General features: G+C 66.8%; 10 protein-coding genes. 4 read left to right on the top strand and 6 right to left on the bottom strand.

Annotated features, from left to right (window positions below; genetic code table 11):
• Positions 1 to 337: 337 nt before the first annotated feature.
• Positions 338 to 1,909, top strand: a complete 1,572-nt coding sequence (istA, locus tag ABGB14_RS49825; RefSeq protein WP_347650932.1) for an IS21 family transposase — start codon at positions 338 to 340, stop codon at positions 1,907 to 1,909.
• Between the two features lie 70 nt (positions 1,910 to 1,979).
• Positions 1,980 to 2,759, top strand: a complete 780-nt coding sequence (gene istB, locus ABGB14_RS49820) for an IS21-like element helper ATPase IstB (RefSeq protein WP_347650931.1) — start codon at positions 1,980 to 1,982, stop codon at positions 2,757 to 2,759.
• Positions 2,760 to 2,827: 68 nt separating this feature from the next.
• Here istB and ABGB14_RS49815 read toward each other — a convergent pair whose 3' ends face one another.
• The 4 genes from ABGB14_RS49815 to ABGB14_RS49800 all read right to left on the bottom strand — a co-directional run bounded on the left by ABGB14_RS49815 (position 2,828) and on the right by ABGB14_RS49800 (position 8,499).
• Entirely contained in the window at positions 2,828 to 3,103 is a 276-nt protein-coding gene (locus tag ABGB14_RS49815; RefSeq protein ID WP_347650930.1) for a helix-turn-helix domain-containing protein, read from the bottom strand.
• 62 nt (positions 3,104 to 3,165) lie between these two features.
• Entirely contained in the window at positions 3,166 to 3,612 is a 447-nt protein-coding gene (locus ABGB14_RS49810) for a hypothetical protein (protein ID WP_347650929.1), read from the bottom strand.
• 111 nt (positions 3,613 to 3,723) lie between these two features.
• The gene (locus ABGB14_RS49805; protein ID WP_347650928.1) at positions 3,724 to 5,256 is read right to left on the bottom strand and encodes a S1 family peptidase; all 1,533 of its coding nucleotides are present in this window, start codon (positions 5,254 to 5,256) and stop codon (positions 3,724 to 3,726) included.
• 714 nt (positions 5,257 to 5,970) lie between these two features.
• The gene (locus tag ABGB14_RS49800) at positions 5,971 to 8,499 is read right to left on the bottom strand and encodes a LuxR C-terminal-related transcriptional regulator (protein ID WP_347650927.1); all 2,529 of its coding nucleotides are present in this window, start codon (positions 8,497 to 8,499) and stop codon (positions 5,971 to 5,973) included.
• A gap of 444 nt (positions 8,500 to 8,943) precedes the next feature.
• On the opposite strand from ABGB14_RS49800, the gene ABGB14_RS49795 reads away from it, so the two are divergent.
• Together ABGB14_RS49795 and ABGB14_RS49790 are read left to right on the top strand one after the other, a co-directional pair.
• Positions 8,944 to 9,858, top strand: a complete 915-nt coding sequence (locus tag ABGB14_RS49795) for an MBL fold metallo-hydrolase (protein WP_347650926.1) — start codon at positions 8,944 to 8,946, stop codon at positions 9,856 to 9,858.
• A 4-nt stretch (positions 9,859 to 9,862) separates the two neighbouring features.
• Complete coding sequence (locus ABGB14_RS49790; RefSeq protein WP_347650925.1) at positions 9,863 to 11,371, top strand: carboxylesterase family protein; 1,509 nt, start codon at positions 9,863 to 9,865, stop codon at positions 11,369 to 11,371.
• Between the two features lie 149 nt (positions 11,372 to 11,520).
• On the opposite strand, the gene ABGB14_RS49785 is transcribed toward ABGB14_RS49790, so the two are convergent.
• Positions 11,521 to 12,087, bottom strand: a complete 567-nt coding sequence (locus ABGB14_RS49785; RefSeq protein WP_347650924.1) for a hypothetical protein — start codon at positions 12,085 to 12,087, stop codon at positions 11,521 to 11,523.
• 178 nt (positions 12,088 to 12,265) lie between these two features.
• On the bottom strand, positions 12,266 to 12,703 hold the full coding sequence (locus tag ABGB14_RS49780; RefSeq protein ID WP_347650923.1) for a hypothetical protein: 438 nt from the start codon (positions 12,701 to 12,703) through the stop codon (positions 12,266 to 12,268).
• Positions 12,704 to 13,041: the final 338 nt, after the last annotated feature.

The raw sequence follows: 13,041 nt of genomic DNA, 5'->3' as shown, positions 1-13,041 counted from the left end.
GGAACAACCGGCCGACCAGCACCGTGATGCGCGCCAGGGTCCAGCGCTGATCCTCGCTCCACCCCCACACGGCCGGGCCGGCGTCCAGCGCGGCCTCCAGTCGCTCCACCTGCGCAGCGCTGAGCCGTGTAAGCGGACGTCAGGAACCACCAGCCGACGGACTCGCTTGTGCAGCTGGGTGGACATAGGGGTGCTGACTGTCGGTCATCGGAAATGCTGGTCGATGGCCTGGTAAATCTCTTGATCGCGTCCGTGTCGGGTGGTCGCGTTTCCCTGTTGTCGGGTTTGAGTGGCAGGTATGGATCTTTGCCACTCCGACCGATGAGAGGGGGCGCGGGTGACCAAATCCGACCGGGAACTGATGGAGATCTTCGCGGCCTACGACCTGACCAAGTGCACGTGGTCGGCCGCGCAGTTGGCGGGATGCCATCCCAAGACTGTTCAGCGGTATGTGGCGATGCGCGAAGCTGGGGGCATCGCGCCGCCGCCGACGTCACGGCCGAAGTCGATCGACCCCTTCCTCGTCAAGATCGAGGAGAAGGTGGAGCGCTCAGGCGGCAAGGTCCGAGCTGACGTTGTCCACAAAGACCTGCTCGCGATGGGTTTCCGCGGTTCGGAGCGGACCACCCGGCGGGCCGTCGCGGCGATCAAGGAAGCCTGGCGATCGGGTCGGCGACGTGTCTACCGGCCCTGGATTCCCGAGCCGGGGATGTGGCTGCAGTGGGACTGGGGCGAGGGACCACGCATCGCCGGACGCCGGACACAGCTGTTCTGCGCCTGGCTGACCTGGTCGAGGTTCCGGGTGGTGCTGCCGGCCTGGGATCAAACGCTGGGCTCGTTGACCGCCTGCCTGGACGCGACGCTTCGGATCATCGGCGGGGCGCCCACCTATCTGCTGACCGACAACCCGCGCACGGTCACCGTCGAGCACATCGCCAAGATCCCGGTCCGGCACCCGCAGATGGTCGAACTCGGCCGCCATTACGGGTGCGTGGTGCACACCTGCGAGCCGTTCGACCCCGAATCCAAGGGCGGGGTCGAGAATACCGTGAAGATCGCCAAAGCCGATCTGGTGCCCACCACCACAAACCTGCGCTCCAGCTACGGCAGCTTCGCCGAACTCGAGGACGCCTGCGCCCGCTGGGCCGAGCAGATCAACCACCGCACGCACCGCGCCACCCACCGGCTGCCCGCCGACATGCTCGAGGAAGAACTCGCCCACCTGCACCCACTACCCGCCGACCCCTACGCACTGGCGCTGGGCGAGGAACGCCTGGTGGGCGACGACCGCACCGTCCGCTGGGGCGATGTCCGCTACTCGGTGCCGCCCGGGCACGAAGGCCGGAAAGTCTGGTGCCGGGTGCACGGCGACGAGCTCGTCATCGTCGGCCGCCGCGTGCACGGCACCCCCGGTGAGCAGCAAAGCAGCGGCACCGGGCTGGCCGAACTCTGGCGTCACCAGCTCTCCACCCCAGGCCGGCCCCGTATCGTTGAGGCCCACTACCCTGACCACCCCGGTGGCAACGGACCACGCCAGCCCAAAGCACGCCCACAGAGCAAAGCCGAGGAACGCTTCCTGGCCATCGGCCCGGGCGCCGAGGCCTGGCTGATCGAAGCCGCGGCCACCGGAGTGGCCCGCATCCGCGCCAAGATGGCCCGCGCGATCGAACTGGCCTCGCTGGTCGGCACCGAGCGCGTCGATGCCGCGCTCGGCCTGGCCGCCATCAACGGCCGCTTCGGTGAGACCGACCTGGCCTCCATCTGCGACCATCTGGCCCGCAGCTCGGCCGCCGGTCCCATCTCGGTCGCCGATGAGAAGCACTCGGCCCAGCCCGGCACCGCCTCCTGGGCCGCCGTCCGCGCAAACTCCCCGGCCCGCCGCAACCAAGGCCACAACGACCAGCAATGACCAGGCCGCCGACATCAACCACCATGCCGACCTCGGCCGCCTGACCACCAACAACACTCGGAGACTACACATGAGCGTTTCGCTTCCCAAGGCGCCACCCGTCCCGGCCGAGCTGGAAGCTCTGTTCACCCGGATGCGCTTCCCCTACGCCCGCAAAGCCGCACCCGATGTCCTGGCCACCGCCCGCGCTCAGCGCTGGGATCCGGCCGAGGTGGTGCGCGTCCTGCTCACCGAGGAAGTCGTCGGTCGTGATGGCGCCACCCGGCGCAGCCGCCGAAAGAGCGCGAACCTGCCCAACGGCAAGACCTTCGACTCCTGGAAGAGCGAACTGTCGTCTATCCCGCAGGCCACCCAGAACGCGCTGCGCACCCTGGAATGGGTCGGCCGCCGGGAGAACTGCGTGATCTCCGGCCCGTCTGGCAGCGGCAAGACCCACTTCATGGAAGCCCTCTGCCACGAGGCCATCGACGCGGACCTGCGCGTGTCCTGGTTCACCCTGGAGACCCTGGCCGTCACCGTCGGCCGGGCCAAAGTCGACAGCAGCGTCGCCCGCACCATCGCCAAGATCTGCCGCTCCGACATCATCGTGGTCGACGACATCGGCCTGCTCCCGGTCAGCCACGAGACCGCCGAAGCTTTCTACCGCCTGGTCGACGCCGCCTACGAACGCCGCAGCCTGGCCGTCACCAGCAACATCCACCCCTCTGGATTCGACACGATCATGCCCAAAACGATGGCCACCGCCACCGTCGACCGCCTCATGCACCACGCTCACATGGTCGAGACCAGCGGCGAATCCCACCGCCTGGCTGAAGCCCTCGCCGGCAGAGGCGTCGTTCCGCTGACTTGATCAAAGGCCACCAGCCTCAGCTCGTGACCCATCCCCCCACGGCCACCCACCAGCACTTCTACTGGCCGTCAGACGGCACTGCGACGACCGCCCAGCGGCAGATCATGTTGTCCGTTCACAAGCCGGCAGCGCTGCCCACCCGGTCCCTTCGACTCCAGCGCCTCGGCACCTGCCGTGCGCCAGGCCTTGTACCAGACATAAGCCGACTTGCGGGAGACCCGTAACTTCTTGGCCACCGCAGGCGGTGACACACCCGCGGCGAACAACCCGGCAGCCTCCAAGCGGACCTGCTCACGCTTGGCTCGCGCCGCCGGGGTCAGACCACCACCATCCGGATAACGCATCCCACCGGCATACTCCCGAATCCCGCCGTACGCATGCAACCGCGAGGTGACACCTCAGACTTTCAGCCTCTGTAGTTGGCCGTTTTGCTGTCGACTTGCCCAATTAGGACGATATCCCTTTCGGCAGGACCCTTCATGCATCTAGCCACTGCTTCGCTGTCCGACTGGTGGCGTTGGTCGCCGGAGATGAAACTGCCGCCTAAGCTTAATTGGTCGCCTTCGAATACAGCACCGAATTTTTCGAGGGTTACACCTCGCTTGCCGTCCCTCAAGAGAGGCTTTGTGCCGGTAGGCCAGACGGGAGTCGCAGAGATTTGACCTTCTTTACCCAGCAATCTGAGACACCTACTGACAGTGTCATAGCCCAACCTCAGCTCATAACCTGCCTGCGGCGTTGTTTCGGCCCCATGGATGAGGACAACCGGGTCATCACCAATTACTATGATCCCTTTTTCTCGTTTCTCTGAACATCCAGCCAAGCTTACAAGCGTTAACACCAAAGCGCCCATCCATAGCCGTGTCAAAAAAATCACCGTTCCTTGTCCTGTAGCTATGGGAGAACTTGGGCGTGCAACCTGCAACCAGGCAGATGTCACGCCCAAGACCCCTACTATCTCATGTCAACATGTGGGGCATGTCCACACATTCCAGTTGCTGCCCATGCCCCCAGAATCATTGATCCGGTCAGTCGCTGCCCAGATGGAGATACCGCTCGCCACGCTTCCAGATGTGATACCCCACGCTGTGCTCCCGTAGAAGAGGGGACCACCGCTGTCGCCGCCCTTAGTATGGATGTCCACTTTGATTCCGCCGTGGTAAGTGCGGCCTTCCATCATGTAATCGACGTCGCTCTCGAGGATTATGCCGCATCGATATGCTCCATCCTGAGTGTCGCTGGTTCTACCGAACGTGCAGACCGGATCGTCGACGCGGGGAGATGTTCCGCCAGCTCGAGCGTAGCGCGTTCGATTCAGCGCATAGTAAAAGGTTCGAGTATAGGTGTAGGTCGTACTCCCGGTCTGATACCGAGCGAAATCGAAGTCTGGCGCACGGAACATGCGACCCAGCGTAGTTTGTCCTGTGTCATATGAGGGATGGTTGTTGTATCGAAAATAAGCTTCGTCGTCTGCACAATGCCTAGCGGTTGTGGTTGCCCTCTCACCGGATCCCGAGATGATATTGAAGCCGCTGGTACAATCTGTGGCAATTCCGTTGCCGTCGGCGTCTGTACCGTCGAGAATTGCACCTCCGCGGAGGTAATTATCTGTTGGCTGCAAATCCAGGGAGTCGTTCAATTTTATATGGATTCGAATATTGGGATTGGCGGCAGCTTCTGGCTGCAGACCGGAAAGCGCGCGGTCGCGCACCGATGGATCTTTTAGATTCTTTTGCAGCGCTACATCGTAGGCAATTATCCCAGTGTCGAGATCATAACGCCCCACGAATTCGGAGACTTCTGATTGTGTGCCGAGTTTGCGGCTTCGGGAGTTGAGAACTTCTCTAAGCTCTTTTTGAGAGAACCCCTTATTGCCGACGATTTCTACCTGCACAGGGAGGGTCTTCGCAAGCTCAACAGCCTCCTGCGGGATTTCTCCCTTAAACCCGATTCGAGCGCCGCGGCCGTCATGAATTGACCTGATTCCCGACAGTGCATCGGGGAAGGCGTCATTGAGCTTCGCGTAGACGTCGTTTAGCTGCGGGATCCATGCGTATCGGTCGATCGCCTCTTCCATGGTTATCCCCTTAGTCTCTGCGAGTCGGCTAAGGTCAACCAGTTCTTCGAATGGGATGCCGTCTATCTTGATAGACGGATCAGAGGCAGGTCCATCGGGAGTTTCCGCGAGAGCGGAGGGGTTGGATGCAACAATCTCCGCCGCGTATCTGTCGAGCGCCTCGCGCAGCGAGATGCCGTTGGCCTTGGCTTCTCGGGAAAGTTTGTCGAGGGTAGGTCGTTGCACCTTGGGCTGCTGCTCTCGGGGTAGGAGAACCTGCTGTCGTCCGCCTTGGTCGGAGGCCTGCGCTGAAGGATCAGGAGGAGTGGGAGACGATGCTGCCTGAGCCAGCCCAGGCGTTACTACTAATGCGACGGCCAGAATAGATGTTACGGTCATCTGAGTTTTCATTTTTCCTCCGGGCATGTCTAGGAGGCGCATCCTATGCATCTCCCAAAGCAAGGAAGGCGCAGACACCCGACGATCGGGCCACACCTCGCTGGTCAGTTGATTGTTCGTCGCGAAAGTGTCAAGATCAAGTCTTGACTAGTTGATCATATTCCTGTTATGGCGCCCTCTCGGCGTGCCATTAAGCGCTTCTCAATATCATGCACATAGCGGGTTGCTGTGTGCACTTAGCGTTGTGGGTGGCACAGTGGAGGGCCCATGACGCTTATGGATCCCTGTTGTTGATTTACGCTCAGTCAGTTTAGGTCTGCAGCCAAGAGCAAAGCGACGACCGACGGCTACCGTGCAGCTGGCGTGGGTTAGAGTGCGACTACGGACGTCTGTTAGAGCGTGTTTGAGAAGATCGTTTGCGGCAGGATTTCAGTCGCAGATGTAGCGCGATTGGCGTTGGGCGGCAGCTCCTCAGCCGCCGCAATAGCGGCTTCTCGGACCTATTAACGCGCGAAGCGGTCTAGAATGACTAGGCTGCAAAGTGCTAATTGTGAGCGGTCTGCAAGGTCATACGAGCAAGGCGTTACAGTAAGGAGTTGAGATCAGCGGGATTGCCTGCGGTATAGCCGGCGCAGCGTCGACTCCACCACCGCCCGCGCCCCGTGCTGCCTCGGTTCTACCGGCCGGATCGCCTATTGTCAGGGAGCTACGGCGACGAGCCGATGTGGTCGCTCTTCGTCGCGTTCCGCACATCTGTCAGATCGGAACTCGGTCGTGGTATCCGCTGGCCGACAGGGTGCCGTCGAGCACGTCGCGGAGTTGTGACCGGGCGGTGATGCCCAGTCTGGGGAACACCCGGTAGAGGTGGGAGCCGACGGTACGCGGTGAGAGGTAGAGCCTGTCTCCGATCTCACGGTTCGTCAGGCCGCGAGCCGCGAGCTGGACGATCTGCTGTTGTTGGGGGCTGAGCTCGGTGAGGGCACCGGGCACCACGCTGCTGGCGGCGTCGATGCCGGCGGCTCGCAGCTCTGCCTTCGCCCGCTCGATCCATGGCCGCGCGCCAAGCCGCTGGAAGGTTTCGAGTGCCGTGGTCAGCAGCGGGCGGGCCTCGGCGATGCGCCGTTGCCTCCTGAGCCATTCGCCATAGTCCAGCCGTGTCTGCGCCCGCTCGAACGGCCACTGCTCGCCCGTGTCGTCCACCAGCGCCGCCCGGAAGTACGGCTCCGCGTCGTCCGTTTCGGCGAGCAGGGCCCGGCCTCGGTTGAGCAGTGCGGTGATCCGTGCCGACATGCCGGGGCCGAGGTGCCGGGCCGATCGCTCCAGCAGTACGGCGGCGTCCTCCCGTCGCCCTCGGCGGACGGCCGACGCGGCGAGTTCGGCCAGGACGGTGTAGGAGACGTGGTAGTGAACCGGATCGCCGTCGTCGGTGAAGGCGGAGCGGAACTGTGCGTACGCGGTGTCGTAGTCGCCCTCGGCCACTGCCGCCAGGCCCAGGGCCCGGCGGGCGGAGACCGCGATGGAGCGGCTCTCCAGCGGATCGACGAGGGCCAGCGCCCGCTCGGCACCGCGTCGCGCGTCGGCCGCCTCGCCGAGCAGCGCGAGCACCGTCGCGTCGAGCGCACGTACGCACGCCTCGGCGTGGTCCAGCCCGGCCGTTGTCGCCACCGCCGAAATCTCGGCGGCCACCGTGCGGGTCTCGGACCACCGGCCCTGCTCCAGATAGGCCCAGCCGACGGCGCTTCCCAGACCGTCCGGCAGCGAGCCACGGGCCTGCCACCGGTCGTACGCCTCGTCGAAGGTCCTGACGGCCAGGGCGGTCTGGTCCAGGATCCAGGCCACGACGGCGAGCACGGTCAGGCTGCCGGCGTCGTCCTTGGCCTCCGCGATGAGTCCGGGCAGCGCCGGGGCGAGGCGGGCTCTCGCGCCGTGGGGGTCGGAGACGGCCCGCACCCAGGCGTGCAGGGTGTCCCTGCCGGTGGAGTGCGGTATGGCGGAGAGGAGGTTCTCGATCTGCTGTCGCTGGGATTCCTCGCCCGAGTAGTAGCGGACCACCGCGGCTGCGGCGAGCGCGTCCAGAGCGCGGGGCGAGCGGGTGGCCGCCGCCTCGTCCGCGATGCGGGTCAGCAGGGCGAAGGCCGCCGCGTGGTTCCGGCGCAGGGTCATGAGCTGCCCGGTGGCCAGCCAGGCCCTGCTGATCAGCGCCGGGTCGTCACTGTGCTCGCGGACCTCGGCGGCCAGGCGTTCCACCCAGCCGAGCTGGCCGGTGAAGACGGCCATGACGGTGGCCTCGGTCAGCAACTGCGCCTGGTCCGCGCGGCGCGGACTCAGCTCCGCGGCGCGCTCCAGGGCGGCGGCAGCGGCCGCATAGCCGCCCCGGCGCCGCGCCCGGTCGGCCGTCTGCCGCAGGGCGGCCGACACGTCCTCGTCTGGACGCGTGGTCGCGGCGGCGAGGTGCCAGGCGCGGCGGTCGGGCTCCTCGCTCAGCTTCGCGAGAGCGAGATGTGCCTGCCTGCGTTCCTCGAAGGAGGCCGCATGGTAGACGGCCGAGCGGATGAGCGGGTGGCGGAAGGAGATCCGGGGGCCGTCCTGGCGTACGAGGCCGGCCCGCTCCGCGGGTGCCCACGCCTTGTCGTCGACCTCGGGGAGACCACGAGAGGCTGTCGGCGCGTCTGCCGCATCAGCGGCCGCGAGCAGTAGCAGGGGGCGGCGGGTTGCCTCCGGCAGGAATTTCGTCTGCCCCGCGAAGATCCGCTCCAGCCGGTCGGTGACGGGCAGCGGGCCCTCCACGCTGCTGCCACCGGAGCGCCGGGCCGCGCCGGCGCGGGCGAGCTCGATCAGGGCCAGTGGATTGCCGGCCGCCTCCTGAAGGATGCGTACCCGGTTCCGGCCGGTGGGTGGCGTCGGCTGCTGGTCGAGCAACCGGTTGGCCGCCTCACCGCTCAGCGGAGCGATCTCCAGGCGCTCGTAGCCCTTGTCAAGCCCGGGCAGCGAGGCCGCGGCGCGCACGCCCACCAGCAGCGTGACAGGTTCACTGTCCATGCGCCGGGCCACGAAGGACAGGACGTCCAGCGATGCGCGGTCGAGCCACTGGGCGTCATCGACCACTATGAGCAGCGGCGTCGATGCCGCCAGGGCCGACACCAGGGTGAGAACGGCCGAACCGACGAGCACGCCATCGGGGGCCTCGGCGCGTTCGTCCAGCCCCAGGACGGTCCGGAGCGCAGAGCGCTGCCGCGGCGGCAGGCTGTCCAGCTCGCCGCGCACCGGGCGGGGCGCCGGTCTCAAGTCTGTGCGTTCAACCAGCCTGCAACGTACGCGCCGCCCGGGACATTCCGGCGGTCCTCCGTTCGGCACCGCGCCGTCTCGCCCGCACCTACCCGGCCGATGCCGTGCCGCCTGCGGATGAGCGCGAGGACCGTGGACGTGACCTGGTGTTCAGATGCAGTCACATGACTCATACCGCAGCAGGTTCCGGCCGGCGCACCATGGGCGAGCAGGGTCGTCCACGGAACGGAGGCGTACCGGGCGGCCCTGTTCCCGCCGGCGAGGACCACACGGCCCGATGCCCCGCACCCGACCGCGGCGGCGTACCGATGCTGAAGACGCCGCGGCCGCAGCCAGGCGGGCTGCCCGCAGGGAATCGGCACCCCCGTATCCGTCATGAGCGGCCGCTCCGCACGGATCTCGGCCGCGACCCCGAGCACGGAACCGATCGAACTGGAGACAATCATGGACACCATCACCCTGGGCGACGTCACGCTGACCCGTGTCCGGGAGTACTTCGGTCCTGTCGACATGACGCCCGAAACGTTCTTCCCGGAGAGCCCGGCGGGGGCGTGGCAGTCCCACCGTTCCTGGCTGGTGCCGGACTTCCTGAACCCGGAAACCCGGATCGTCAACTCGGCGATCCAGACCTGGGTACTGCGCAGCGAGGGCAGGACCATCCTGGTCGACACCGGCGTCGGCAACCATAAGGACCGCCCGTACGCGCCCGTGTGGAACCGGCTGAACACCGACTTCCTGGACAACCTCGCCCGCGCCGGAGTCCGCCCCGAGGACGTAGACATCGTGATCAACACGCACCTGCACATCGACCACGTCGGTTGGAACACCCATCTCGACGACCGGACCTGGGTGCCGACGTTCCCCAACGCCACCTACCTCATGCCCAAGGCGGACTTCGACTTCTGGAACCCCGCCAACGAGCACAAGCCCCGGCTGGGCCGCGGCAACCAGAACGTCTTCGAGGACAGCGTCGCCCCCGTGCACGAGGCCGGCCAGACCCGGCTCTGGGAGGACCGCCACCGTATCGACGGCAACCTGCGCCTCGACCTCGCCCCGGGGCACACGCCGGGCTCGTCGGTGCTGACGCTGGAATCCGGATCGGATCGGGCCCTCTTCGTCGGCGACCTGCTGCACAACCCGCTCCAGATCCACGAGCCCGATTCCAACAGCTGCTTCTGCGAGGACCCCGCCGGAGCCCGCGCCACCCGCCGCAAGCTCCTGGGCCGGGCGGTCGACACCAACGCCCTGGTCATTCCCGCGCACCTGGGCGGCCACGGCGCCGCTGAAGTCGCCCGCGAGGGAGACAAGTTCGCCATCAAGGGCTGGGCGCCCTTCGCCCCGTACACCGAGCAGGTCTGAGCCCGTGAGGAAAGGCACCACCATGAACCACCACGCCGACCTCGTCGTCACCACCGCGCAGGGAGCCGTCCGTGGCCTGCGCCGAGGCGCCGCCCGCACCTTCATGAACATCCCCTACGCCGCCCCGCCCCGCGGCGCCGGCCGCTTCGCGCCGCCGCAGCCGCACGAGCCGTGGAACGGCGTGCGGGACGCCACGGCGCCGGGGCCCAACGCGCCGCAGTCCGAACGCAAGCTCGGCAGCGTGGACATGTCCCCCTACTTCGGTGCCGGTTGGAGCCGCGGGGAGGACTACCTCACGGCCAACGTCTTCGCGCCCGCCGCCGGCGGTGACGCGCTGCCGGTCATGGTGTTCGTCCACGGCGGCGGGTTCGTCGCCGGCTCGACGCGGTCCACGATGTACGACGGCTCCGCGTTCGCCCGTGACGGCGTCGTCCTCGTCACCCTCAACTACCGGCTCGGCATCGCCGGGTTCCTCGACATCCCCGGGGCGCCCGCCAACCGCGGCCTGCTCGACGTGGTCGCCGCGCTGCGCTGGGTGGGGGAGAACATCGCCGTCTTCGGCGGTGACCCCGGCAACGTCACCCTGTTCGGCCAGTCGGCCGGGGCGACCATCGTCGGCGGCGTCCTCGCCACCCCCGAGGCCGCCGGCCTGTTCCGCCGGGCGATCGTGCAGAGCGGCAACGGCCTGGGCGCGTTCACCACCGAGCAGGCCGCCCGCGTCACCAAGGCGGCCGCCGCGGCCCTGGGCGTCGAGCCCCATGTCGCCGCCTTCGCCGGCGTCTCCGACGAACGCCTGGTCGAGGCCGCCTCCCGGCTCGCGGGCATCGACCTGCGGACCGAGACCCACGCAGACCCGCTGATCGGACTCAGTCCTTTCAGCCTCGTCCTCGACACGCAGCCCGCCGAATGCGTCGCCGCCGGCCTGGGCGCCGGCGTCGACCTGCTCGTCGGCACCAACACCGAAGAGGGGAACCTCTATCTGGTCCCGGTGGGCAAGTACGCCACCTCGACCGCCGCCGACGTCCAGGAGGCGGCGGCGCGCTCGCACCCGGATCCGGCGTACCTCATCGAGACCTACCGCAGGTCGCGCCCCGAGGCGTCCTTCGCGGAACTGCGCTCCGCCATCATGGCCGATGCCCTGTTCGGCGCGGGCAGCCGCGCGCTGGCCGGCGCACACGCCGCCCATCCCGGCTCCGGCACCTACGCCTACGAGTTCGCCTGGCGCTCCCAGGCCCTGGACGGAGAGCTCGGCGCCACCCACGCGGTCGAGTTGCCCTTCGTCTTCGACCTCGCGGACCGGCCCGAGCTGAACGGGCCCAACGCCCTGCTCGGCCCCGGCCAGACCCCCGCGGACCTCGCCACCCGCGTACACGAGACCTGGATCCGGTTCGCCAGGACCGGCAATCCCGGCTGGGACCCGTACGACACCGAGCGCAGGGCGACCATGCGCATCGACACGGAGTGGACCCAGGTCGACGACCCCCGCGCCCGGGAACGCCAGGCCTGGAGCTGACCCCTCAGTGGACCGGTCGCCGTCAGCGCGTTCGTCTCGACGTCGCGCACTGCGTCGGCTCGGTGCGCGCTCGGCTCTGGATCAGCGAGCATGGTGTGCGCCTCGGCCTTGTTCTCGTCGCAGGCTTCCCTGCGGGTGGTTACAGTGCGTCACCTTCTGTGGTGCGATCGCCGCGAGAGGGCCACGCCCACGGGCAGCCAGAGCACGGCCGCGGCGACCGGGCCGAGCGCGATGGACAGCCCTTGCACCGTGGCCCAGTCGAGCAGCAGGGCCGCGGCTGAGTTGTGCGGCAGGTCGTCGATGAGCGTCTGGGCGAGGAACATCAGGGGAAACCCCACCGCGAAGCCCAGCAGCATCAGGCTCACCACACCTGGCTGCCAGTACGGGCGCCGCAGCAGGAAACTCGCGAGGTACGAGGGCGCGAGCAAGATGCCAGGCCCGGCCACCAGCAGGACGGCGAGCACAACCAGGTCGAGGTCGTCGTACACGAACCGGCAGACCGCGCTGCAAGTGGCGCACACGACCGGCACCACGAGACCGAGCAGCCGAGCGGCCACCCCGTCACGTGCGAGCGCGCGCCAGTAGACGAACTCCCACATGAACGGGTTCCCGCCCGGCCACGCACCCCCGACGGGCCGCGTCAGCACCGCGTGCGCGGACAGTGGGTACAGCCGCCGCGACCTGGCCTGCCAGTCGTCCCCGCGCCGCCGACCCATTGCTCACATCCTGCCTACTCATGAGGAACTTGTGCCGGCAAAGTCGCGAAATGCTTCCAACAGCTCACCGAGGTTCAGAGGCCCACACGCTCCTCCGAAGCGGATCCCATCGCTCCAGGTGTGTACCCAGTCGTCATAGCAGCGCTGAGCTTGGCTGAGTCCGCGATGACCCGAATGGCTATTGCCATGGTGCGAGGTGATAGGCAGGGTCGTCCTGGAGTGAGAGCCCACGCCGTTTCAGACCGTAGGCCGAGCAGAAGTTGACATCTTCTTCCAGGTGAAGAGCGGTGAACGGCTCCGAGAACGTCACATCTGGCCTGACAACGTAGCCGGTTTTCAGCACCTCGTGGTCTGGCTCTTGGCTGTCGATCGAGCCGAATCGAGATGCATCTCCTGGGTCTTGCCAACCACCGGAAACCTGCCATTCGTAGCGCAACTCCAGGGTTGCTGGTTCTGGGCAATGCCAGCGAAAGCGACCAACCTCGATGCCACCGGCGGCGTTGGCCCATGCACTCCAGCCGCGGCCATCCGGCAGAAATCCTAACCAACTGGTCTCCATGTACCCGAGGTCGTAGGGCCCACTGTCCCAGAGGCCCACCAGGTTCTCGTCGTACACGCCGGTCAGAGTGGCATCGATCGAAGCGGGAGCGCAAGGCGTGATCGTCGGGCCATCAGCGAGCCATTAAGGGCGGTCAGCAGCGGTAAATCGTGACCACTCTCGGACTGCCTTGGCGCACGTCGAGGCAGTTGCGCCCGAAGATCGGGCCGATCTGCAAGCAGGAATTCAGGTCGAATCTCCTACGCTCCACCGCACGTCGAAGGCCGCATCGAGCAATCGTCAAGACCTGTGGATCAAGATCTTCTAGGCGGCTCTCGACTGGTCCTCGATCGCCGGTGATTCCGCGGGCCGCTCGACGAGCTTGCCCTTGACGAAGGTCGCCCCGGCACGGACCA

The organism is Nonomuraea sp. B10E15 (assembly GCF_039871615.1).
Lineage (GTDB): Bacteria > Actinomycetota > Actinomycetes > Streptosporangiales > Streptosporangiaceae > Nonomuraea.
The sequence above is the reverse complement of the archived record's forward strand: the minus strand, read 5'-3'. Positions and strand labels throughout refer to the sequence as shown.